General features: G+C 67.1%; 21 protein-coding genes. 16 read left to right on the top strand and 5 right to left on the bottom strand.

Annotation, left to right across the window (positions count from 1 at the left end; all coding sequences use genetic code 11):
• Positions 1 to 35: 35 nt before the first annotated feature.
• Complete coding sequence (locus AC3A6Y_RS01685) at positions 36 to 482, bottom strand: acyl-CoA thioesterase (RefSeq protein ID WP_487866498.1); 447 nt, start codon at positions 480 to 482, stop codon at positions 36 to 38.
• Positions 483 to 557: 75 nt separating this feature from the next.
• Positions 558 to 1,472, bottom strand: a complete 915-nt coding sequence (locus AC3A6Y_RS01680; RefSeq protein ID WP_487866497.1) for a LysR family transcriptional regulator — start codon at positions 1,470 to 1,472, stop codon at positions 558 to 560.
• 131 nt (positions 1,473 to 1,603) lie between these two features.
• On the opposite strand from AC3A6Y_RS01680, the gene gtdA reads away from it, so the two are divergent.
• The 11 genes from gtdA to AC3A6Y_RS01625 all read left to right on the top strand — a co-directional run bounded on the left by gtdA (position 1,604) and on the right by AC3A6Y_RS01625 (position 11,782).
• Entirely contained in the window at positions 1,604 to 2,677 is a 1,074-nt protein-coding gene (gene gtdA, locus AC3A6Y_RS01675; RefSeq protein ID WP_487866496.1) for a gentisate 1,2-dioxygenase, read from the top strand.
• 77 nt (positions 2,678 to 2,754) lie between these two features.
• Positions 2,755 to 3,459, top strand: coding sequence for a fumarylacetoacetate hydrolase family protein (locus tag AC3A6Y_RS01670; protein WP_487866495.1), 705 nt, complete (start codon positions 2,755 to 2,757; stop codon positions 3,457 to 3,459).
• Between the two features lie 32 nt (positions 3,460 to 3,491).
• Positions 3,492 to 4,712, top strand: coding sequence for a 3-hydroxybenzoate 6-monooxygenase (locus AC3A6Y_RS01665; protein WP_487866494.1), 1,221 nt, complete (start codon positions 3,492 to 3,494; stop codon positions 4,710 to 4,712).
• Positions 4,713 to 4,755: 43 nt separating this feature from the next.
• Complete coding sequence (locus AC3A6Y_RS01660) at positions 4,756 to 5,715, top strand: Bug family tripartite tricarboxylate transporter substrate binding protein (RefSeq protein WP_487866493.1); 960 nt, start codon at positions 4,756 to 4,758, stop codon at positions 5,713 to 5,715.
• Between the two features lie 58 nt (positions 5,716 to 5,773).
• Positions 5,774 to 6,733 carry a Bug family tripartite tricarboxylate transporter substrate binding protein gene (locus AC3A6Y_RS01655; RefSeq protein WP_487866492.1) on the top strand — a complete coding sequence of 320 codons (960 nt, stop codon included), beginning with the start codon at positions 5,774 to 5,776 and terminating at the stop codon, positions 6,731 to 6,733.
• A gap of 21 nt (positions 6,734 to 6,754) precedes the next feature.
• The gene (locus AC3A6Y_RS01650; protein ID WP_487866491.1) at positions 6,755 to 8,101 is read left to right on the top strand and encodes an FAD-dependent oxidoreductase; all 1,347 of its coding nucleotides are present in this window, start codon (positions 6,755 to 6,757) and stop codon (positions 8,099 to 8,101) included.
• A gap of 73 nt (positions 8,102 to 8,174) precedes the next feature.
• Positions 8,175 to 9,092, top strand: a complete 918-nt coding sequence (locus AC3A6Y_RS01645; RefSeq protein ID WP_487866490.1) for an acyl-CoA thioesterase — start codon at positions 8,175 to 8,177, stop codon at positions 9,090 to 9,092.
• Positions 9,093 to 9,388: 296 nt separating this feature from the next.
• Positions 9,389 to 9,625: a hypothetical protein gene (locus tag AC3A6Y_RS01640; RefSeq protein ID WP_487866489.1), complete on the top strand. Its 237-nt coding sequence runs from the start codon at positions 9,389 to 9,391 to the stop codon at positions 9,623 to 9,625.
• An 80-nt stretch (positions 9,626 to 9,705) separates the two neighbouring features.
• Positions 9,706 to 10,461, top strand: coding sequence for a hypothetical protein (locus AC3A6Y_RS01635; RefSeq protein WP_487866488.1), 756 nt, complete (start codon positions 9,706 to 9,708; stop codon positions 10,459 to 10,461).
• Positions 10,419 to 11,543, top strand: coding sequence for an RHS repeat-associated core domain-containing protein (locus AC3A6Y_RS01630; protein WP_487866487.1), 1,125 nt, complete (start codon positions 10,419 to 10,421; stop codon positions 11,541 to 11,543). The genes AC3A6Y_RS01635 and AC3A6Y_RS01630 overlap by 43 nt, the downstream gene beginning before the upstream one ends.
• Positions 11,544 to 11,554: 11 nt before the next feature.
• Positions 11,555 to 11,782 (top strand): hypothetical protein, encoded by a 228-nt coding sequence (locus AC3A6Y_RS01625; RefSeq protein WP_487866486.1) that lies wholly within the window; start codon positions 11,555 to 11,557, stop codon positions 11,780 to 11,782.
• Positions 11,783 to 11,956: 174 nt separating this feature from the next.
• On the opposite strand, the gene AC3A6Y_RS01620 is transcribed toward AC3A6Y_RS01625, so the two are convergent.
• The 3 genes from AC3A6Y_RS01620 to uvrA form a co-directional block, all read right to left on the bottom strand.
• Entirely contained in the window at positions 11,957 to 12,844 is an 888-nt protein-coding gene (locus AC3A6Y_RS01620; protein WP_487866485.1) for a DMT family transporter, read from the bottom strand.
• Positions 12,845 to 12,879: 35 nt separating this feature from the next.
• A complete protein-coding gene (gene atpE / locus AC3A6Y_RS01615) occupies positions 12,880 to 13,122 on the bottom strand; it encodes a F0F1 ATP synthase subunit C (protein ID WP_068684783.1) in 243 nt (80 codons plus the stop codon).
• 137 nt (positions 13,123 to 13,259) lie between these two features.
• On the bottom strand, positions 13,260 to 16,301 hold the full coding sequence (gene uvrA, locus AC3A6Y_RS01610) for an excinuclease ABC subunit UvrA (RefSeq protein ID WP_487867780.1): 3,042 nt from the start codon (positions 16,299 to 16,301) through the stop codon (positions 13,260 to 13,262).
• A 164-nt stretch (positions 16,302 to 16,465) separates the two neighbouring features.
• Here uvrA and ssb point away from each other — a divergent pair, with 164 nt between their 5' ends.
• From ssb to AC3A6Y_RS01585, 5 genes are all read left to right on the top strand, one after another.
• Positions 16,466 to 17,005 carry a single-stranded DNA-binding protein gene (gene ssb / locus AC3A6Y_RS01605; protein WP_487866484.1) on the top strand — a complete coding sequence of 180 codons (540 nt, stop codon included), beginning with the start codon at positions 16,466 to 16,468 and terminating at the stop codon, positions 17,003 to 17,005.
• Positions 17,006 to 17,387: 382 nt separating this feature from the next.
• Positions 17,388 to 18,359 (top strand): polysaccharide biosynthesis/export family protein, encoded by a 972-nt coding sequence (locus AC3A6Y_RS01600; protein ID WP_487866483.1) that lies wholly within the window; start codon positions 17,388 to 17,390, stop codon positions 18,357 to 18,359.
• Positions 18,356 to 18,829, top strand: coding sequence for a low molecular weight protein-tyrosine-phosphatase (locus AC3A6Y_RS01595; protein ID WP_487866482.1), 474 nt, complete (start codon positions 18,356 to 18,358; stop codon positions 18,827 to 18,829). The genes AC3A6Y_RS01600 and AC3A6Y_RS01595 overlap by 4 nt, the downstream gene beginning before the upstream one ends.
• Positions 18,826 to 21,045, top strand: coding sequence for a polysaccharide biosynthesis tyrosine autokinase (locus tag AC3A6Y_RS01590; protein WP_487866481.1), 2,220 nt, complete (start codon positions 18,826 to 18,828; stop codon positions 21,043 to 21,045). The genes AC3A6Y_RS01595 and AC3A6Y_RS01590 overlap by 4 nt, the downstream gene beginning before the upstream one ends.
• Positions 21,042 to 22,478, top strand: coding sequence for a nucleotide sugar dehydrogenase (locus AC3A6Y_RS01585; RefSeq protein WP_487866480.1), 1,437 nt, complete (start codon positions 21,042 to 21,044; stop codon positions 22,476 to 22,478). Before AC3A6Y_RS01590 ends, AC3A6Y_RS01585 begins: the two co-directional genes overlap by 4 nt.
• Positions 22,479 to 22,488: the final 10 nt, after the last annotated feature.

Here is a 22,488-nt window from a genome sequence, read left to right as displayed (position 1 = left end):
GTTTCCCGGAGCAGGCGCTCGCGGGACGATGGCGATCAGATGCCCGAGGCGGCGCGAGAGGCTTCCAGGTGCGCCTTGGCGCGCGCCGCCAGCGTCTTGGCCTCGTCCGTGCCGGGCACGTAGGGCGTGACCGGCAGCGGCCGGCCGTGCGAATCGACCGAGACGAAGACGATCAGGCATTCGGCGGTCTTCTGCATCTCGCCGCCCTTCATGTCGCCGCTGCGCACCTCGACCGCGATGTTGATGCTGCTGTTGCCGGTGTAGGCCAGCTTCGCCTCGACCTCGACGAGGTCGCCGATCATGATGGGATGGTGGAAGCGGATGCTGCCGATGAAGACGGTCACGCAGTAGCGCTTGGACCAGCTGGTCGCGCAGGCGTAGCCGGCCTCGTCGATCCATTTCATGACGGTGCCGCCGTGGACCTTGCCGCCGAAGTTGACGGTGCTGGGTTCGGCGAGGAAGCGCAGGGTGATGGAGCTCATGGCGGCCTCGAAGGGGTGGTAATCGTGGGAGTCCTGGAAATCGCGGAAACCGTGGGACGGGCGCGATGGCGCCGATTATGCGAGGCCCGCCGCCTGCCCCGGCCCGAAAAGCCCGGCCACCGTGCGCCGCAGCCACGCATTGCCCGGATCGGCATGAAAGCGCTCGTGCCAGTGCTGCTTGACCGCGTAGGGCGGCAGCGCGAAGGGCGGCTCCAGCAGCTTCACCGGCTCCTGCGTCACCAGCACCTCGCCCAGGATGCGCGGCACGATCACGATCAGCTCGGTGTGGGCCACGATGCGCGCCACGCTCAGGAAGCTGGACAAGGCCACCACCACGTTGCGCTTCAGGCCCAGCCGCGCGATGGTCTTGTCGACGATCGCATGGCCGGTGCCGGAGGAGGAGATCACCGCATGCGCCTCGGCCTCGAAGCGCTTGCGGGTGAGCCGCTCGCCGATGCGCGGATGGTTGCGCGCCGCCACGCAGACGAAGTTCTGCTTGAAGAGCGTCTGCTGGTAGAAGCCCGCGTCCAGCTGCGGCATGAAGCCCACCGCCAGGTCCACCTCGCCGTCGGCCAGGCGCCGCCCGCTGTCGGTCGAGATGATCTCGGTTTCGAGGTGCACGCCCGGCGCGCTGCGGCGCAGGTGATCGAGCAGGCCGGGCAGCAGCACCACCTCGCTGATGTCGGTCATGCAGATGCGAAAGTTGCGCTGCGCCCGGGCGGGGTCGAAGCTGCTGCGGCTGCCGCGCGCCTGCTCGATCTGCGACAGCGCCTCGCGCACGTGCGGCAGCATGCGCTGGGCATAGGGCGTGGGCTGCATGCCCTGCGCGGTGCGCGCGAACAGGCGGTCGTCGAAATGCGCGCGCAGCTTGTTGAGCATGGTGCTGGCGGCCGCCTGTGCCATGCCGAGCCGCTCGGCCGCCCTGGAGACGCTGCCGGTCTTGTAGATCTCGTCGAACACGGCGAGCCATTCGAGGTCGAGCTTGGCCATGGGATGTCCTTCCTGGGTTCGGGCCCCATTATCTAAAAACGCAATGCGAAGTATTGGCTATGGGGCTTGAGGAAATAGTGGTCGCGCCCAACAATGCACCCCAAGGCGCAGGACGCCCGGAGACACGAGCCATGAGCACCGCCCCCCAGACCCCCGCGCACGGCAACGCCGCCGAGCGCCGCGACTACTACGAACGCATCCGCCCGCTGCACCTCACACCGCTGTGGGAATCGCTGCACGCCCTGGTGCCGCGCGAGCCGCAGACGCCCTGCGTGCCGGCGCTCTGGCGCTACGACGAGATCCGCCCGCTGCTGATGGAGTCGGCCGCGCTCATCACCGCCGAGGAGGCAGTGCGGCGCGTGCTCGTGCTGGAGAACCCGGCCCTCCCCGGCCGCTCCTCGATCACCCAGTCGCTCTATGCCGGCCTGCAGCTGATCATGCCGGGCGAGATCGCGCCCTCGCACCGCCATGTGCAGTCGGCGCTGCGCTTCATCGTCGACGGCAAGGGCGCCTACACCACGGTCGGCGGCGAGCGCACCACCATGTATCCGGGCGACTTCATCATCACGCCTTCCTGGGCCTGGCACGACCACGGCAACGAGGGCATCGAGGGCGTGTCCGAGCCGGTGGTCTGGCTGGACGGCCTGGACATCCCGATGCTGCGCTTCTTCGACGCCGGCTTCGCCGAGAACGACGACGCCAAGGTGCAGCACGTGGCCCGGCCCGAAGGCAACAGCCTGGCGCGCTTCGGCCACAACATGGTGCCGGTGCGGCATGACCACGTGGCGCCCACCTCGCCGATCTTCAACTACCCCTATGCGCGCAGCCGCGAGGCGCTGGCCCAGCTGCACAAGCAGGAGACCCCGGACGCCTGGCTGGGCCACAAGCTGCGCTACGTCAATCCGCTGACCGGCGGCGCGCCGATGCCCACCATCGGGACGAACCTGCAGCTGCTGCCCAAGGGCTTTGCCGGCAAGACGCACCGAGCCACCGACGGCACCATCTACAGCGTGGTCGAAGGGCGCGGCACGGCCGAGATCGGCGGCCAGCGCTTCGACTTCGGCCCGCGCGACACCTTCGTCGTGCCGTCGTGGGCGCCGCTGCGGCTCTCGGCCGCGGAAGACGCCGTGCTGTTCAGCTTCTCCGACCGCCCGGTCCAGCAGGCCATGGGCGTGCTGCGCGAAGCCTTCCTGCAAGACGCCTGAGATCGCGGCGCCCGCGCGGCGCCCTCCCGTTTCCTTCTCTTCCCGAACCATGCGCCGCCCTGCGGCAGGAGCTTTCCATGTCTTATGTCGTCACGCCGCCGGCCACCGTCGGCCTTCCCATCGTCGGCTCGTCCGACCTGTTCCCGGTGCGCCGCGTCTACTGCGTCGGCCGCAACTACGCGGCCCATGCGCGCGAAATGGGCTTCGACCCCGATCGCGAGCCGCCCTTCTTCTTCTGCAAGCCCAACGACGATGCCTCCATCGTGCCGGTGCCGGCCGGCGAGACGGTGGGCATCCCCTACCCCGACCAGACCGCCAACTACCACTACGAGGCCGAGCTGGTGGTCCTGATCGGCCGGGGCGGCCGGAACATCGCGGTGGAAGACGCCGCCAAGCACATCTACGGCTACGCGGTCGGCCTGGACATGACGCGCCGCGACCTGCAGATGAAGATGCGCGAGCAGGGCCGGCCCTGGGAGATCGGCAAGGCCTTCGACTTCTCGGCACCCATCGGGCCGGTGCGCAGGCTCGCGGATGCGGGCGAGATCGCCGGCGGCGCGATCGAGCTCGAGGTGAACGGCGAGACGCGCCAGAAGAGCGACATCCGCAACCTGATCTGGTCGGTCAACGAAGTGATCGCCAATCTGTCGACGCTGTTCGCGCTGCAGCCCGGCGACCTGATCTTCACCGGCACGCCCGAGGGCGTGGGCCAGGTGCAGCGCGGGCAGACGATGCGCGTGCGCATCGACGGCCTCGATCCGATCTCGGTTCGGATCGACTGAATTCCGAGCCATCGCGACAGGAGACGAACACCATGAGCACCCCAAGGAAAGAGAAGCCCTCCGTGCTGCTGGTCGGCGGCGGCATCGGCGGCATGGCGGCGGCGCTGGCGCTGGCGCGGCTGGGCATGACCATCGACCTGCTGGAGCAGAGCGCCGCCATCGGCGAGATCGGCGCCGGCCTGCAGCTGGGCCCCAACGCCTTCGCCGCACTCGACGCGCTGGGCGTGGGCGAGGCGGTGCGTCGCGGCTCGGTGTTCACCGACCGGCTCGTGATGATGGACGCGGTGGACTGCCGCGAGGTCGCCTCGGTCCCGGTGGGCGAGGCCTTCCGTGCGCGCTTCGGCAACCCTTACGCGGTGAGCCACCGTGCCGATCTGCATGGCGCGATCCACGAGGCGGTGAAGCAGCATCCGCTGATCCGCTTCCACACCTCCGCCCAGGTCGAGCAGCTGGACATCGGCGAGCGTGGCGTGACCGCGGTGACGCGCGACGGCCGGCGCTTCCAGGCCGATGCGATCGTCGGCGCCGACGGTGTCAAGTCGGTGGTGCGCGGCAAGCTCATCGGCGATGCGCCGCGGGTGTCGGGCCACGTGGTGTACCGCGCCGTGGTGCCGGCCGCCGACATGCCCGAGGACCTGCGCTGGAACGCGCCCGTGGTCTGGGCGGGCCCGAACTGCCACCTGGTGCACTACCCGCTGCGCCATGGCGAGCAATACAACCTGGTCGTGACCTTCCACAGCCGCTACGACGAGACCTGGGGCGTGACCGACGGCAGCAAGGAGGAGGTGCTCTCCTACTTCGAGGGCATCCATGCCCGCCCACGCCAGCTGCTGGACCGGCCGACTTCCTGGCGCCGCTGGAGCACGGCCGATCGGGAGCCCGTCGCCAGCTGGAGCCGGGGCCCGGCCACGCTGCTGGGCGATGCGGCGCATCCGATGATGCAGTACCTGGCGCAGGGCGCGTGCATGGCGCTGGAGGATGCGGTCACGCTGGGCGCTGCCGTCGAGGCCTGCGACTTCGACCTGCCCGCGGCCTTCCAGCTGTACAGCGATGCCCGCGTGGCGCGCACCGCCCGCGTCGTGCTGTCGGTGCGCGAGATGGGCAGGCTCTACCATGCCAAGGGCGTGGAACGGCTGGTGCGCAACAGCCTGTGGGTCGGCCGCACGCCGGAGCGCTTCTACGATGCGGTCGAATGGCTCTACGCATGGAACCCCGCGCAGTGCCTTGCCGATGCGCAGCGCGCCGGCGGCTGAGCCGCACATCGCATTTCAACGACATCCACGGAGACAAGCCTTCATGAAAGCCATCCTCTCGCTGATCGCCGGCGCCCTCGTCACCTCCGGTGCCTGGGCGCAGGCGGACTACCCCGCCAAGCCCGTCACGCTGGTCACGCCCTTCGCCGCGGGCAGCGGCCCCGACGCGGTGCTGCGCCTGGTGGCCGACAAGCTCGGCCGGCTCTGGAACCAGCGCGTGGTGGTGGACAACAAGCCCGGCGGCGGCGGCTTCATCGCCATCGACCAGGCCAAACGCGCGACAGCCGACGGCTATACCCTGCTGCAACTGGACAGCGAGCACATCGCCGCGCTGCCCCACCTGTACAAGTCGCGCAACTTCGTGACCCTGCAGCATTTCGACCCGGTCGCCTCGCTGTTCCGCACGCCCTTCTTCGTCGCGGTGCCCACCGATTCCAAGTGGAAGAACATGACGGACCTGGTCGCCGCGGCCAAGGCCGGTCCGGTGAGCTACGGCTCGTGGGGCGTGGGCAGCCCCGGCCACCTCGGCGCGCAGCAGCTGGAGGCGATGACCGGCGTGCAGATGCAGCACGTGCCCTACCGCGAGGTCTCGCAGCTCTACGCCAACGTGGGCTCGGGCGAGGTGCCCTGGGCCTACGCCAGCATCCCGTCGAGCCAGGGCATCTACAAGGCCGGCAAGCTGCGCTACATCGCGGTGGCCGCGCCGAAGCGCATTCCGCAGATGCCCGACGTGCCCACCATGGCCGAGGCCGGCGGTCCGGCCGGGCTGGAGGTGAATTCCTTCGTCTCCATTCTCACGCCCAAGGGCGTCCCGCCGGCGATCCAGTCGAAGATCAACGCCGACGTGGCCAAGGTCATCGCCGACCCCGAGATCCGCGCGCGCTTCGACACCTTCGCCTTCGAGCCGCTGGCCTGGTCGCCGCAGGAAATCCGGCAGCAGGCCGAGGCCAAGTCCAAGGTGTATGGCGAGCTGGTGAAGCGGGGGAACATCAGCCTCGAGTAACACGTGGCCACGGCCGGGCTTTATCCTCCCCTTCCTTTCTTCGCATCTCGTCCATCCCATGCAACTGTCCAAGAGAGCTCTCCTGATCGCGGCCTGTGCGCTGCCCCTGGCTGCCGGTGCCCAGGCCACCTGGCCCACCAAGCCCGTGCGACTGGTCGTCGGCTTCCCGGGCGGCTCCACGCCCGACATCGCCGCGCGCACCATCGCCGAGCCGCTGGCCAAGGCCCTGGGCCAGCCGATCGTGGTCGACAACAAGCCCGGCGCCTCGGGCAACATCGCGGCCGACCAGGTGGCCAAGGCGAACGACGATCACACCCTCGGCGTGGTGATCAACGGCAACCTGACCTCGTCGAAGATGCTCTATCCGAAGCTGCCCTACGACCCGGGCAAGGACTTCACCTACCTCTCGCTGCTGACCACCGCGCCGCTGGTGCTGGTGGCGCAGAACAGCCTGCCGTCCGGCTCGGCCTTCTTCGATGCCGGGCGCCAGAGCGGCGACAAGTGGAGCTACGGCTCCGTGGGTGTCGGCTCCGTGGGCCACCTGGGCATGGAGCTGCTCAAGAGCCGCGTGCCGGGCCTGAAGGCGGTTCACGTGCCCTACCAGGGCAACCCCCAGGTCATGACCGACCTGATCGGCAACCAGATCCAGATGGCGCTCATCCCGCCGGGCATCGCCATGCCCCAGGTCAAGGCCGGCAAGGTGAAGGCCATCGGCCTCACCAGCGGCCGCAGCACGCTGGTGCCGGAGCTGCAGCCCCTGGCCGATGCCGGCGTGAAGGACTTCAGCCTGGAGGTGTGGACTGCGCTGGTGGGCCCGGCCAATCTTTCCAAGCAGGCGCAGGAACGCATCACGCGCGAGCTGGCGGTGGTGATGAAGTCGCCGGAAGTGCGCCAGAAGCTCTTCGAGCAGGGCTGGCAGGCGGTGGGCACCTCGCCCGACGGCATGCGCACGCGTGTGAGGGAAGAGGCCGCCGTGATGACCAAAATCATTTCGACCCAAGGCATCAAGATTCAATAGCCCTTCTTCAGGTTTCATCCGATGACTTCGACCCTTCGTGAACCGGCGCGCGATCTCCCCGTCTTCGGCGAGTACGACGTGGTCGTGGTCGGCGGCGGCCCGGCCGGCATTGCAGCAGCAGTGAGCGCGGCGCGCCACGGCGCGCGCACGCTGCTGGTGGAGCGCTACGGCTTCCTCGGCGGCATGGGCACGGCCGGCGGGGTGACCAACTTTGCCGGCCTCTACGGCAAGCGCGGCGGCGAGATGACCCAGCTGGTGCACGGCGTGGTCGACGAGCTGCTGGCGCGCATCGACGCGCTGGGCGGGCTCAACAAGCCGCAGGACGGCATGCAGGGCCGCATCCGCGTGCGCTCCTACGACACCTCGATCTACAAGTGCGCGGCCGACCAGCTGCTGCTCGATGCCGGCGTCGAGCTGCTGCTGCATGCGCTGGCCGCGTCGGTGGTGATGGACGGCGCGCGCATCGCCGCGCTGGTGGTCGAGACCAAGTCGGGCCGCGTGGCCCTGCGCGCCAACGCCTTCATCGACGCCAGCGGCGACGCCGACGTGGCGGCCTTCGCGGGCGTTCCCTTCGCGGTCGGCGACGGGCAGGGCAGCGGGCTCTTCCCCTCCACCATGTTCCGCGTCGGCCACGTGGACGCGCCGCGCGCACTGGCCGCGGTGGGCGAGTTCAAGGCCATCAACGAGCTGATGGCGAAGGCCCTGGCGCGCAGTCCCGGGGCCTACCGCTTCCCGCGCGAGGGCGCGATCCTGCGGCCGCAGATCGATCCGCGCGAATGGCGTGCCAACGTCACGCAGATCCGCAATGCCAGGGGCGATGCGATGAACGGCGTCGACGCGCGCGAGCTCAGCGAGGGCGAGGTCGAGGGCCGGCGACAGATCGGCGAGTATTTCCGCTTTCTCAAGGCCGAGGTGCCGGGCTTCGAGCAGTCGGCCATCGTCGAGATCGCGCCGCAGGTGGGCATCCGCGAGACCCGGCGCATCGAGGGCGTCTATGCGCTCTCGGGCGAGGACATCCTGTCTTCCGCGCGTTTCGACGACAGCATCGGCATCAACGCCTGGCCGATGGAGATGCACGCCGCCGGCAAGATCGAATGGGCCTTCCCGCGCGACCAGGAGCGCAGCTACAACCAGCTGCCCTGGCGCATGCTGGTGCCGCGCGGTGTCGACAACCTGATGGTGGCCGGGCGCTGCGCCTCGATGACGCACGAAGGCCAGTCGGCCGCGCGTGCGAGCGGCGGCTGCTTCGTGATGGGGCAGGCCGCGGGCACGGCGGCCGCTTCGCTGGGCAGTTCGCGCTTCGCCGAGGTGGATGTGGCGGCGCTGCAGAAGAAGCTGGCGGCCGACGGCGTCGACCTGGATCGCTGACAGCCCGGAGACAGACGGCGGGCAGGCTCTTTGCTATCGTCGACGGTTCCTGTCTGCCGCGAACCGCCCCACGATGACCGACCCCGCCACCGCCGCCCGCCTCGTTGGCGAGCTTGTCGCCCTGATGCAAATGCAGCCGCTGGGCGAGGATCGCTTTCTCGCGCAAAGCGAGGACATCGGCACCCCGGCCGTGTTCGGCGGCCAGGTGCTCGGCCAGTCGCTGGTGGCCGCCAGCCGCACGGTGGGCGCCGACCGGCCGGTGCATTCGATGCATGCCTACTTCCTGCTGCCCGGCGAGCATGCGCCCATCGAGTATTCGGTGGACCGCGTGCGCGACGGCCGCAGCTTCACGACGCGCCATGTGGTGGCGCGACAGCGCGATCGCATCATCTTCGAGATGTCGGCCTCCTTCCAGACGGTGGACGAGGGCATCGAGCACCAGTTGGAGATGCCGGCCGAGGCCGGGCCGGAAGGCCTGCCGAGCGAGCTGGAGCAGCGCCGCGGGCTCGGCGACCGCTTGCCCGAGCGCTGGCGCAACGCCGCCCTGTCGCCGCATGGCATCGAGTACCGCCGCGTCGATCCTGACGACCTGCTCGAACCGGCGCCGCGACCGTCGCAGGCCGCGCTCTGGATGCGCGCGATCGCGCCGCTGCCTGACGACCCGGTCGTGCACCGCGCGCTGCTGGCCTACGCGTCGGACCATGGATTGCTGCGCGCCGCGATGCTGCCCCACGGCCTGAGCTTCATGAGCGGCCGGGTGCGCCCCGCCAGCCTCGACCACGCGATGTGGTTTCACCGTGATTTCCGGATGGACGACTGGCTGCTCTACGTGATCGATTCGCCCAGCGCCGGCGGTGCGCGCGGCTTCTGCCGGGGCAGCCTGTTCACGCGCGACGGGCGGCTGGTGGCATCGACGGCGCAGGAGGGGATGCTGCGGGTGCTGCCGGAGGGAAGTCCGTGGTCGACCGGGGGCGGTGCGGCGCCGATCTGAGCGCTGAGTTGCGCACCTGCGCGCGGTCCGGCGCTCAGCCCGAGGTTCATAGCGAAGCTGCTTCCCGGCCAGATGTTGGTAGGAGCGCAGGCGTGGATTGCAAGCTTCCTTTCCTCGGGCTGCACCGGCTCAGCGGGTCGCAGGGCATGAAGGTCGTTTGCAAGATTGCGCGACAAAAAACGAGTTTTTGATAGCCCCTGCTCGGCTACAGTCCGCGGCACCAAAAAACAGGGGCCCCCATGAAAAAGAAGAATTTCGCTGCATCGCCAGCGCACGCATCGAGATCGCACGCATCGATGCCATCCGATCGCCGTGTGTCGATCCGGATTCCGTTGCGCACACTTCTCGCCGCTGGCCTGTGCGCCGCCACGCTCGCAGGCCTTCCCGCTTATGCCGGCTCCGTGAGCTTCACGTATGACGCCCTGGGCCGATTGGCCAGCACCGTCTACAGCAACGGTACCTCCTCCACCACGATCACCTACAGCTACGACCCCGGGGGCAATCGCACTTCGGTGGTGACCACCTCGCCGTAGCGGCGGCGCGCTGTCGCAGTCCCGGCCCGGGAGGGCAGGGCTGCTCCTTACCTTTTCCATCAAAACACTGGGGAGTTCCCATGTCCAAGCTCGCGCGCGCCTGCGCCGTTGTCGTGGCCGTTGCCACATTGCTTGCGGGCGGCATCGCTGCTGCGCAGATTCAGAGCGGCAGTGCTCGCAAGGCGGCACCGCCTTCGGTCGCCCTCGGCGTTCCTGTCGCCAATGCCAATGCCAAGGCCAGTGGGAGCCAGCGTTCGTCTTCCAATGCCACGGCGGGCTCGGGCAGTTCGCTGAACTTCACCAGCGGCCAGCCCGCCCTGCGCTACCTGCCGGACGACCTCCCCACGGCCAAGGACCCTGTGCGGCGCGAGGCCATCAAGGACGGCGCGAAGGATGCCGATGCTGCCGCCCGCGGTGCAGCCCCAGCCGGCAACACCAGCGAGTTCGCTCCCGCCCCCGGCGTCCTGCGCGCCAACATGCCCCCGGTCAGCTTCGCCGACGCCGAACGCATCCTCAAGGCCAGAGTGCTTCCGGCCAACCTCAATCAAGGCGTCACTGCGACTCCCAAGACCAGCAAGACCTCGACCTCGACCTCAACCTCAACCTCAACCTCGACCTCAACCTCGACCTCAATGGTCATGAAGATCTCCGGCGACGCCAACGCCCTGGGCCCGGCTTCCATCGCCGAGCTCGCGCGCTCCTTGCGCCACCACCCCGACCTGATCTACCAGTACGTCCGCAACAACATCGAGTACTACCCGTCTTCGGATCGCAAAAGGGCGCCCTCGGCGCCGTGCTGGACAACCAGGCCACCGCCCACGACCAGGCCACCTTGATGGTCGAGCTCCTGCGCGCCTCCGGCGTCGAGGCCAACTACGTGCGCGGCATCGCCAAGCTCAGCGCCGCGCAGCTCGCCGAGTGGTGGGGCGTGAGCACCGCCAACGCCTGCGGCGTCCTCTCGCTCCTTGGCCAGGCCCAGATCCCCGTCTACGAGATCAACGCCACCAGCGCCGGCAGCTGCCCCGGCACCGTGGCCGCCTTGACCGACGTGTCCATCGAGCACGTCTGGGTCAAGGCCACCACCGCGAAGAACTGGTTTTATGCGGACCACCTGGGCAGCATCGTGGCGACGGCCAACGCGACAGGAACCTCCACGGGCATCTACAGCTACGGGCCCTTCGGCGAGCCGAACACCACGACGGGGCCGCGGTTCAGGTACACCGGCCAGCAGCTCATCGGCGAGCTCGGGCTGTACTACTACAAGGCCCGCTTCTACTCGCCGAGCCTGGGCAGGTTCCTGCAGACCGATCCGATCGGCTACAAGGATGACGTCAACTTGTATGCCTATGTGGGCAACAACCCGGCGAACAGGACGGACCCGACCGGACTGAAAGCCAGCGAAGCGGTAGCGCTGGCTGCTGGCGTCGGCGGAGCCCCGAGCAGCGGATCGGGCGCCGGGGACTACGTCATAGGCAGCGGCTCCGATCCCAACATGATCAGGACCAATGCTGCTGTAGTTGGGGTGCCTGTGATCGGCGGCCTTCTGGTTTGCCAAGCGATGCCTGCGTGCCGCAGCGAACTTGCAAAAGGGGCCGCCGCGCTTGGCAATTGGGTGTTCAATGAAGGGGCGGCACCCAATCCAGCATCAGGTAGTGATCCCGATCGCGGAGATTTGACGAAGGCAGGGCGCGCGCAGCAGAAGCACGGCGATCGAGCTGATAGCGCGTTTGATCCCGCCATAGGCACTCCACAGGACAAGAATGCTCAAGGCCAACGGACCTTAGACGGCATAGTAGGCTCACCAAGCCGTGTCGATAGGCCAAACCGGCATGGTGGCACCGATGTTCTTGAGAGTCCTGGCGGGCGTGGTGCCCGGTTCGGGCCAGATGGAAAATTCACCGGCTTCCTTGAACCTTGAAAGTACTGGGCATGAAGAACGGAAAATGGGAAACAACGATCCTTAGCGACATCGGCTACGAGCATCTAGTGGCAGAACTTAGCTATGACGGGCAATTTCTACTGCTGCTCGATCGGGAGCAAGGGCGAGAGTCTCTATGTATTTCCTTTCCGAACAAGGACGGGAAACTGGGGCCACGAATTTCACTTGTGGAATTTCTAGAGCAGCTGAATGCGTCCGCTTCCGACCTTTGTCGGTGAGGTGCAGGTGTTAAATTTCTGGCGGCAACAAAAGCTGCTGGGTCTACCATTTCGCGCATAGTGCCCGGATCGTTGGCGCCAGCGAACCTGCGGCGCGCAGGGCGGCCGTGGCGAGCGCCGCGGCACGATCCCGCGAGGCCGTGCTTGAGGTGGCCTAAGGCCCGGCCTTTTTCCTCAGTCGCCGCGGGCCCGGGTCGGCCACAGCACCGAGGCAATGGCCACCATCATCAGCACCATCGCGGCCCAGTCCTGCCAGAAGACGGTCTCGCCCAGCCATAGCGCGCCGCTGAACACGCCCAGCACCGGGATCAGCATCACGCTGAGCGTGGAGGCCACCGGCGGCAGGTTGCGCGCGAGGTAGAACCAGACCGCGTGCGCAAAGCCGAAGATGAGCACCGCATTGAAGAGGATCGCGCCCCAGGCAGCCGTGTTCGGCGCACGCCACTGCGGGCGTTCGAACAGCAGGGTGAGCAGGCTCATCACCACCGCGGTCAGCGTCGTCATCCAGAACGACAGCGTGAGCGTGGGCAGCTCGATGCGCGAGTGCCGCAGCAGCTGCGTGCCCAGCGCCCAGGTGGCCGCCGCCATCAACGCGAGCGCAACGTAGCCGGGCCGCCCTGCCAGATGGGTAAGCTCGTGCCACAACAGCAGCGCCACGCCGAGCGTGCAGGCGCTCACGCCCAGCCAGCCTCGGCGCGTGAGCGTGGCGGAGAAGAGCATGGCACCGATGACCGCCGAGAACACCGGCATCGTGTAGCCCAGGATGGCCGCGCGCCCGCTCGACAGCGCCTTCACGGCAAGGATGATGCACGCGTGCCAGACGAACATGTTGGTGGCCGCCAGCCACAGCAGCTGCGGCCAATGCCGGCGCGGCACGCGAAACGGCACCTTCATCGCGACCAGCGCCAGGGCCAGCACCGGAAGGCCGAGCCAAAGGGAGAGGCTGCGAAAGGCCAGCGGCGGATAGTCGGCCACGCCCAGCTTCATCACCGGCCAGTTGATGCCCCAGATCAGGGTCAGGGGAACGAGCAGGACCAGCTGGCGCAGGGTAAAGGCGTGCATGGCCCGGGATTGTGGACTGCACGCCTGCCGCCGCTTCAGCGGAAGGGATTCGCCGTCGCGAACCAGAGGCCGATGCCGGTGGCGATGATGAAGGCGCCGTCGGTCACGCCCGCGATCAGGAAGAACAAGGTCTGCAGCTGGTCCTTGAGCTCGGGCTGCCGCGCCGTGCCTTCCAGCAGCCTCGACCCGACGATGCCGATGCCGATGCAGGAGCCCACGGCGGCGATGCCGATGAGAAGCGCGACGGCGAGGGGGAGGATGTCGAAGCCTTGGGTCATGGTGCTCTTTCGTGGCCTTGGGCGTTGGGCCCGGTGGCTGCCGGAACCCCTTGGTTCCGGCTTGGGTCCACTGTTCCAGAGCCGGCGTGCAGCGTCGATGACCTCCCAGGTCATGGCTGCGCTGCCGGCGGCCGCCGCTACAGCAGCCGCTTCAGGTAGTGCCCCGTGTAGCTCGCCTCGTTGGCCGCCAGTTCCTCCGGCGTGCCTGCGCCGACCACGGTTCCGCCGCCCGCGCCGCCTTCGGGGCCCATGTCGATCAGCCAGTCGGCGGTCTTGATGACGTCGAGGTTGTGCTCGATCACGACGATGGTGTTGCCCGCGTCGCGCAGCTGGTGCAGCACTTTCAGCAACAGCTCGATGTCGGCGAAGTGCAGGCCGGTGGTCGGCTCGTCGAGGATGTAGAGGGTGCGGCCGGTGTCGCGCTTGCTGAGCTCCAGCGCCAGCTTGACGCGCTGCGCTTCGCCGCCCGAGAGCGTGGTCGCGGACTGGCCCAGCTTGATGTAGCTCAGGCCCACGTCGAGCAGGGTGCGCAGCTTGCGCTCGATGGTGGGCACGGCCTTGAGGAACTCGTAGGCGGCTTCCACCGTCATGTCCAGGATCTGGGCGATGTTGCGGCCCTTGTACTGCACCTCCAGCGTCTCGCGGTTGTAGCGCTGGCCCTGGCAGACCTCGCAGGGCACGTAGACGTCGGGCAGGAAGTGCATCTCGACCTTCACCACGCCGTCGCCCTGGCAGGCCTCGCAGCGTCCGCCGGCGACGTTGAAGCTGAAGCGCCCCGGGCCGTAGCCGCGCTCGCGTGCGGTGTTGGTCTCGGCCATCAGCTCGCGGATGGGGGTGAACAGGCCGGTGTAGGTGGCCGGGTTGCTGCGCGGCGTGCGTCCGATGGGCGACTGGTCGACGTTGATGACCTTGTCGAAGTACTCGATGCCCTCGACCGCCTCGTGCGCGGCCGGTTCCTCATGGGCGCGGTAGAGCGTGCGCGCGACTGCGGTGTAGAGCGTGTCGTTGACGAGCGTGGACTTGCCCGAGCCCGAGACGCCGGTCACGCAGGTGAAGAGGCCGACGGGAAACGCCACGCTGACGTTCTTGAGGTTGTTGCCGGTGGCGCCGACCACGCGGATCTCCTGCAGATCGGTCTGCGTCGCCAAGTGCGCGGCCTCGCGCGCTGCGCGCCGCTCGGTGGCCGGACTCGCGGGGAAGCGCGAGGCCTTCTTCGGCTCGGCGGCGCCCGGCTTCGCGACCACCGGAAGCCAGGGGGTGCGGCGCCTGGGCACGGCAATCTTCCTGGCGCCCGAGAGGTACTGGCCGGTGAGCGATTCGGGATGGCCCGCGACCTGCGCGTAGCTGCCCTGCGCCATGACGCGCCCACCGTGCACGCCGGCACCCGGGCCCATGTCGATCACGTGGTCGGCCGCCTGGATCATGTCCTCGTCGTGCTCGACCACGATCACGCTGTTGCCGATGTCGCGCAGGTGCTTGAGGGTGCCGATCAGCCGGTCGTTGTCGCGCTGGTGCAGGCCGATGCTGGGCTCGTCCAGCACGTACATCACGCCGGTCAGGCCGGAGCCGATCTGCGAGGCCAGGCGGATGCGCTGCGCCTCGCCGCCCGAGAGCGTCTCGGCGCTGCGGTCCAGGCTCAGGTAGTTCAGGCCCACGTCGTTGAGGAACTTGAGCCGCAGGCCGATCTCGCGCACCACCTTGTCGGCAATCTCGGCCTTCGCGCCGCGCAGATGCAACTGCTGGAAGTACGCCAGGCTCTCGCGCAGCGTCGCGCGGCTGATCTCGTAGATCGCCATGCGCCGCGTGCCGCTCTCCGATTCGTCGGCCAGGAACACATGGCGTGCTTCGCGCCGCAGGCGCGTGCCGCCGCAGTCGGGGCAGGGCTGCAGGTTGCGAAAGCGCGAGAGGTCTTCGCGCACCATGGCCGAATCGGTCTCGCGGTAGCGCCGCGCCATGTTCGGGATCACCCCCTCGAAGGGATGTTTGCGCACCAGCTTCTTGCCGGCCTGCTGGCCGCTTTCCATGGTGTAGCTGAACTTGATCTCTTCTTCCGCCGAGCCGTGCAGCACCGCCTGCTGCACCGACGCGGGCAGTTCCTCGAAGGGCGTGTCGACGCTGAACTTGTAGTGCTTGGCCACGCTCTCCAACATGCTGAAGTAATAGCCGTTGCGCCGGTCCCAGCCCTTGATGGCGCCGCTCGCCAGGCTCAGCGTGGGGAAGGCCACCACGCGCTGGGGATCGAAAAACTCGCGGTGGCCCAGGCCGTCGCAGCTCGGGCAGGCGCCCACCGGCGAGTTGAAGGAAAAAAGGCGCGGCTCGAGCTCGGCCAGCGAGTAGTGGCAGACCGGGCAGGCGAACTTGGCGTTGAAGAGGTGTTCCTTCGTGCTGCCGTCCTCGTGCATCTCGAGCGCAATCGCGCGGCTTTCGGCCAGGCGCAGTGCGTTCTCGAAGCTCTCGGCCAGGCGCTGCTGCATGTCGGGGCGGGCGCGGAGGCGGTCGATCACGACGTCGATGTCGTGCTTCTCGGTCTTCTTGAGCTTGGGGAGATCGTTGTACTCGCAGGTCTGGCCGTCGACGCGGAATCGCACGTAGCCCTGGGCCTGCATCTCCGCGAAGAGCTCGAGGAACTCGCCCTTCTTCTCGCGGGCGACAGGGGCCAGGATCATCAGGCGCGGTTCGTCGGGGATGGCGAGCACGGCGTCGACCATCTGGCTCACCGTCTGCGCCTGCAGCGGCAGGTCGTGATCGGGGCAATAGGGCGTGCCGGCGCGGGCATAGAGCAGGCGCAGGTAATCGTGGATCTCGGTCACCGTGCCCACGGTGGAGCGCGGGTTGTGGCTGGTTGCCTTCTGCTCGATGCTGATCGCGGGCGACAGGCCCTCGATCATGTCGACGTCCGGCTTGTCCATCAGCTGCAGGAACTGGCGCGCATAGGCCGACAGGCTCTCGACGTAGCGGCGCTGCCCCTCGGCGTAGAGGGTGTCGAAGGCCAGGCTGGACTTGCCCGAGCCCGACAAGCCGGTGATCACCACCAGCTTGTTGCGCGGGATGTCGAGGTCGACGTTCTTGAGGTTGTGGGTGCGCGCGCCGCGGATGCTGATGCGCTGTTGCGCGAGCGCGGCGCCGAGGTAGGCGCCGCTGGTGCTATCGCCGAGGTGGGCGCCGTCGGTGCGATCCATAGGGGAGAAATTCACGGGGCGGTGGGTCAAAGGCAACCGAGCATGATAAATCCCCGGGGATTTCAGGGCAGGCACGGGGATGGGCGCCCGCATCGGGTGGCAAGCTGCATGGGGCACAATCTGCGGTTTCCTCCTCTTTCATCCATTCATCAGGGGCAGTGCATATGGCATCGGTCAACAAAGTCATCCTCGTCGGCAACCTCGGGCGCGACCCCGAAACCCGCACCTTCCCGAGCGGTGACCAGATCTGCAACGTGACCCTGGCCACCACCGACAAGTGGAAGGACAAGCAGAGCGGCGAAATGCGCGAGGCCACCGAGTGGCACCGGCTGGTGTTCAACGGACGGTTGGCCGAGATTGCCGCGCAGTATCTGCGCAAGGGCTCGCAGATCTACGTCGAGGGCCAGATCCGCACCCGCAAGTACACCGACAAGGACGGCGTCGAGAAGTACGCCACCGACATCCGCGTCGACCAGATGCAGATGCTGGGCAGCCGCCAGGGACAGGGCGCGCCTTCGGGCGAGGACGATGGCGGCTATGGCGGTGGTTATTCGCAGGGTGGCGGCGGTGGCGGAGGCGGTGGAAGCTACTCGCGCGCGCCCGCCGCGGCACCGCGCGCACCTGCCGCGGCTCCGGCAGCGCGTCAGGCGCCGGCCAAGTCCTCGTCAGGTTTCGACGACATGGACGACGACATCCCTTTCTGACGAGATCCTTCCAGATCGCCTCCAAAGGCGCAGGGCTTGACGGCCCTGCGCCTTTTTTGTTTCCCCCTCGGCGGATCGAAGCTCAGGGGCTGTCAGTCGTCGTGAAGTAGTTGCAAGCAAGCGGGCGCAGGCCTTCGCAGATCCTGATGAATTGTCGCGGCAATTGTTTCCGGCGATGACTCTTCAGCACCATACGCATCGCTGGCTACAACCCTACCAACCCGCGATGATTCAGCTTTTCCGATGCGCATTGATCTGCACGGCCGCAGCCCTGAGTGGCTGCGCGCTCGCTCCGGGTGCGAACTTCGGTGGGACTGTCCCGGGCCCGTCGGCAAGTCTCAACCGGTCCCCCGACGCCGCAGATTTGCCGCCACCCGGCGCATTGCAAAGCATTACACCCGAACTGATCCGCCGCCAACGCGCAGCGCAGGCCACCGTGGTGGGCTCGGATGTCAAGCGCCTGTTCGGTGTCGCGCAGCCGTACCGCATCGGCAGCGGCGACATCCTGAATATCGTCGTATGGGACCACCCCGACCTGGCCCTTGCGCCGGCGGGCTCCCTCACCACGGATGCCGTCACCGGCTCTCCCATCAGCAACGGCTACAACGTGGCCGCAGACGGCACGATCCAGTTCCCGTACGTGGGCAGCTTCAAGGTGGGTGGCCTCACCGAGACGGAAGTGCGCGACCGCCTGGTTGCGCGTCTTGCCAAGTACTTTGCCGAGCCGAAGATCACGGCGCGCATCCAGTCCTATCGTGCTGGCCGGGTGTACGTGGATGGGGAGGTGCGCACGCCCGGCCTGCAGATGGTCAACGACATCCCGATGACCTTGCCGGAGGCACTCCATCGCGCGGGCGGCTTCACGGCCGAGGCCGATCGTTCCTCCGTTACCGTCTCGCGCAGCGGCACCACCACTTTCGTCGACCTTCCGCGGCTGTCCGCCCTGGGCATCAACCCGAACAACATCCTCCTGGCTCCCGGCGACCTGGTGCGGGTGCTCAGCCGCGAGGATGCAAAGGTCTACGTGATGGGTGAGGTCACGCGGCCGGCCGCCCAGTCTCTGCGCAACGGCCGGCTCACGCTGAACCAGGCACTGGGCGAGGCAGGTGGCGTGAGCACCACGACCGGAGATCCGCGGCAGATCTATGTGGTGCGTACCGCAACCGGTGGCGAGCCGGAGATCTTCCACCTCGATGCGAGCGCTCCCGTTTCCTACGTGCTGGCCGAAGGCTTCGAGCTCAAGGCGCGCGACGTGGTGTACGTCGATCCCGCGCCCCTGGTGCGCTGGAACCGCGTCATCAGCCTGATCCTTCCGAGCGCACAGGTGGTCAACGTGGCCAACGGCATCAAATGACCGGACGCATCCTCGTTCTGTGCTCGGGCAACATTTGCCGCAGCCCGATTGCGGCGGCATTGCTGGCCCATGAGCTTTCCGACAAGACGATCGGATCGGCGGGCCTGGCTGCGCCGGTGGGCGCCCCGGCCGACCCGATGGCAATCGAATTCGCGGCGGCGCGTGGCCTGGACATTTCGGCCCACCGCGCGCGGTACGTGACTCATGCCATGTGCCAGGCCGCCGATCTCATCCTGGTGATGGAGCAGGGCCACAAGGCCGAGCTCAGGCGGCGGTACCCGCAAGTATGGGGAAAGGTGTTTCGGCTGGGTGAAGGCTTCGACATCGCCGACCCCTACCGCCAGCCCCGCAAGGCCTTCGAAGCCGCCTGTACGGACGTCGTCGCCGGCGTTGCCGCCTGGGCCGCGCGCATCCGTCAGCTGGAGCGCCCCCGTGCTCTGCCACGACAGCCTCTCCTCCATTGCGAATGAAAACCCCCCTGCCCATCACCGCCAACGTCCCGCTTTCAGTGCGGGCCGAGGACGAGATCCACCTGCTCGATCTGTTCGATATCGTGCTCGACAGCCGCTGGCTCATCGCAGCCGTCACGGTGCTGGGCCTCGCGGTGGGCGTGGCTTATGCCTTGCTCGCCACGCCTGTCTACCGAGCCAGCACCATGGTGCAGGTGGAAGAAAGCAAGGGCGGAGCCGGCACGCTGTTGGGCGAAGCCGCCAGCCTGTTCGACATCCGCTCTCCGGCATCGGCCGAGATGCAGATCCTGCGCTCGCGCCTGGTGCTTGGCCAGACCGTGGAGAACCTCGACCTCGACGTGGAGGTGAACCCGAGATACCTGCCGGTCGTCGGGCCATGGCTGGCACGTCGTGCAAGCGAGCCATCCGATCCCGGCTTCCTGATGTTGCCCGGCTATGTGAGCGGCAACGAGTCGCTGCGCATCGATCGCTTCGAGGTGCCTGAAGCGCTGGAAGGGGAGCGCTTTCGGGTGCGGCTGACGGCCCGTGGCTACCAGCTGCTGTCGCCCGACAACGAGCTGCTGGGTGCGCAGCAAATCGGGCAGATGCTGGCATTCACGGTCGACGGCCAGCAAGGCCTGCTGCTGGTGACCGCGGCAACGGGCAAGCCAGGTGCCGAATTCAATCTCACGCGCCATGTTCGCCTGGAGGTCATCGAGCAGCTTCAAAAGGACCTCGTGATTGCGGAAGAGGGCAAGCAGTCCGGTGTGATCCGAGCCAGCCTCGAAGGCAAGGATCCTCGCGAGATCACCCGCGTGCTCAATGAAATCGGCACGCTCTATGTAAGGCAGAACGTGGAACGCAAGGTCGCCGAGGCGGACAAGTCGCTGGGCTTCCTGAGCACCTTCCTGCCCGAACTGCGCAGACAGTTGGAGGCGGCCGAGACCAGGTTCAGCCAGTTCCGCAATCGCAACAGCAGCTTCGACCTGGACACCGAGGGCAAGCTGATTCTGGAGCAGGCCGTCAAGCTGCAGACGAGCGTTGTCGAATTGCAGCAGAAGCGCAAGGAACTCCTTGGGCTTTACACCGCCGCACACCACAGCGTCCGGGCGATCGACGCGAAGATCGCCGCCCTCCAGGGCGAGTTGGACATTCTGAACAAGCGCGTCAAGAAACTCCCCGACGTCGAGCAGGAACTCTTGAGTCTCACGCGGGACGTGAAGGTCAACAACGAGCTGTACGTCAAGCTGCTCGACAACGCACAGCAGCTGCGCTTGGTGAAGGAGGGCAAGGTCGCGAATGTGCGCATCGTGGATCCGGCCGCGACGCCGAGAAAGCCGGCCAAGCCCTTGCGTGTGCTGTCTGTCCTGCTCGCGACCACGCTCGGGCTGTTGGCTGGCTTGGCATTGGCTTTCTTGCGCAACAGCATGCGCCCGGGTCTCAAGGACCCGACCGATATCGAACAACGCACCGGGCTGCATGTATTCGCGACCGTGCCGCATTCCGATGCGCAAACAAAGCTCGCGCGTGAAGCCGGCAAGTACACGGCCAGGCGTCCCCTGCTCGCCATGGCGAATCCTCAGGACGCAGTGGTGGAAAGCCTTCGAAGCTTTCGAACGGCGCTGCAGTTCACGATGCTGGACTCAGCCCTCAACATCATTCTGATCAGCGGCCCGACGCCCGGGGTCGGCAAGTCCTTCGTCAGCGCCAATCTCGCTGCCGTCCTGGGTGCAGCCGACAAGAAGGTGCTGCTGATCGACGGCGATCTGCGCAAGGGTCGCTTGAACCACGACATCGGCGTGAACCGCAAGGAAGGCCTGAGCGAAGTCATCTGCGGCAGCCTTCAACTGGACAAGGTGCTGCATCGGGAGATCGCTCCGAATGTGGATTTCCTGTCGACCGGAGTGTTGCCGCCGAATTCGGCCGAACTGCTGATGAAGCCCGCGGTTCAAGGGCTGCTGAAACAGGCCGCCAGGCACTACGACTGGGTCATTGTCGATACCCCGCCGGTTCTTGCGGCGTCCGATACCGCCATCCTGGCCCCGATGGTCGGCGCGGTCTTCCTGGTGGCGCGGGCCGAGACCAGTACACAGGGCGAGCTGCAGGAATCGGCGAAGCGACTTCTTGGCGCGGGCGTCACGGTCAATGGGGTGATCTTCAATGACCTCGACACGTCCAGGCGCCGATACGGAGGTTCGAAGTACGGGGCGTACCGCTACGTCGACTATCAGTATTGATTCAGCTGCCCCGTTCACGGTGGCGCGAAACCACGCAGCCTCGCTGCAAGGGAATTGAGGAAACGATGAGACATCTACCGGATGAAATGTTCGATATTGCCTGCGGCGAGTGCGCAGATGTCAGCGAGCGCGCGCTCGCCGAGGTGCCGCGCGCGCTGATCGCCGACAGTGAAGCGATCGCCATCGTTGGCCTCGGCTATGTGGGCCTCCCGCTTGCAGTGGAGTTCGGCAAGCAGCGCACGGTGATCGGATTCGACATCGATACGTCGCGCATTGCCGAGCTGCAGGCCGGGAAGGATGCGACGCTGGAGGTCGGCCCCAACGAGTTGCGCGCCGCGAGCAAGCTTCGCTTCAGCAGCTGCGTCAAGGACATTGCGGGATGCCGGGTCTTCATCGTCACTGTCCCAACGCCCGTGGATCTTGCGAACCGGCCCGATCTCGGCGCCTTGATCGCCGCCACCGAAACCGTGGGCCGCGTCATGCCGAGCGGCGCGATCGTGATCTATGAATCAACGGTTTATCCGGGTGCGACCGAGGAGATGTGCGTCCCGGTACTCGAAAGGGTGTCGGGCAAGAAGTTCAACGTCGATTTCTTCTGCGGCTACAGCCCGGAGCGGATCAACCCCGGCGACAAGGAGCGCCGCCTGCCCACCATCAAGAAGATCACCAGCGGCAGCACGCCGGAAGTGGCCGATGCGGTGGACCAGTTGTATGGACTGGTCGTCAGTGCCGGCACCCACAAGGCCAGCAGCATCAAGGTGGCCGAAGCCGCGAAGGTGATCGAGAACACGCAAAGGGATCTGAACATCGCGCTGATGAACGAGCTGAGCCTCATTTTCCGCAAGCTCGGCATCGACACGCTGGAGGTGCTGCAGGCTGCAGGCACCAAATGGAACTTCCTGCCCTTCCGACCGGGGCTCGTGGGTGGGCACTGCATCGGCGTCGATCCCTATTACCTGACGCACAAGGCGGAGCAGGTGGGCTATCACCCCCAAGTGATCCTCGCCGGCCGCCGCATCAACGATCACATGGCCATCCATGTGGCCGATGAAGTCGTCAAGCTCATGCTCCGGAAGAACCTGCCGGTGCTCAACAGCAAGGTGCTGGTACTGGGCCTGAGCTTCAAGGAGAACTGCCCGGACGTGCGCAATACCAAGGTGATAGACATCGTGCGTACCTTGCAGGGCTACAACATTCAGGTGAGCGTGTTCGATCCGTGGATCGACGTGGCCGAGGCCGAGCATGAGTACGGTCTGCGCTGTTTGAACGAGATGCCTGCGCCTGGCCAGTACGCCGCCGTGGTGCTGGCCGTGAGTCATCGTCAATTCATCGCGCTCGGTGAAGCCGGCGTGAGAGCCCTTGGCCAACCCGGCGCCGTGCTGTTCGACGTGAAGGGTGTCCTTCCTGCGGGCGTCGCGGACGGCCGGCTGTGAAAGGCGTCAA

Source organism: Variovorax sp. Soil_C_17, assembly GCF_057657265.1.
This window is presented reverse-complemented; position numbering and strand designations above follow the sequence as displayed.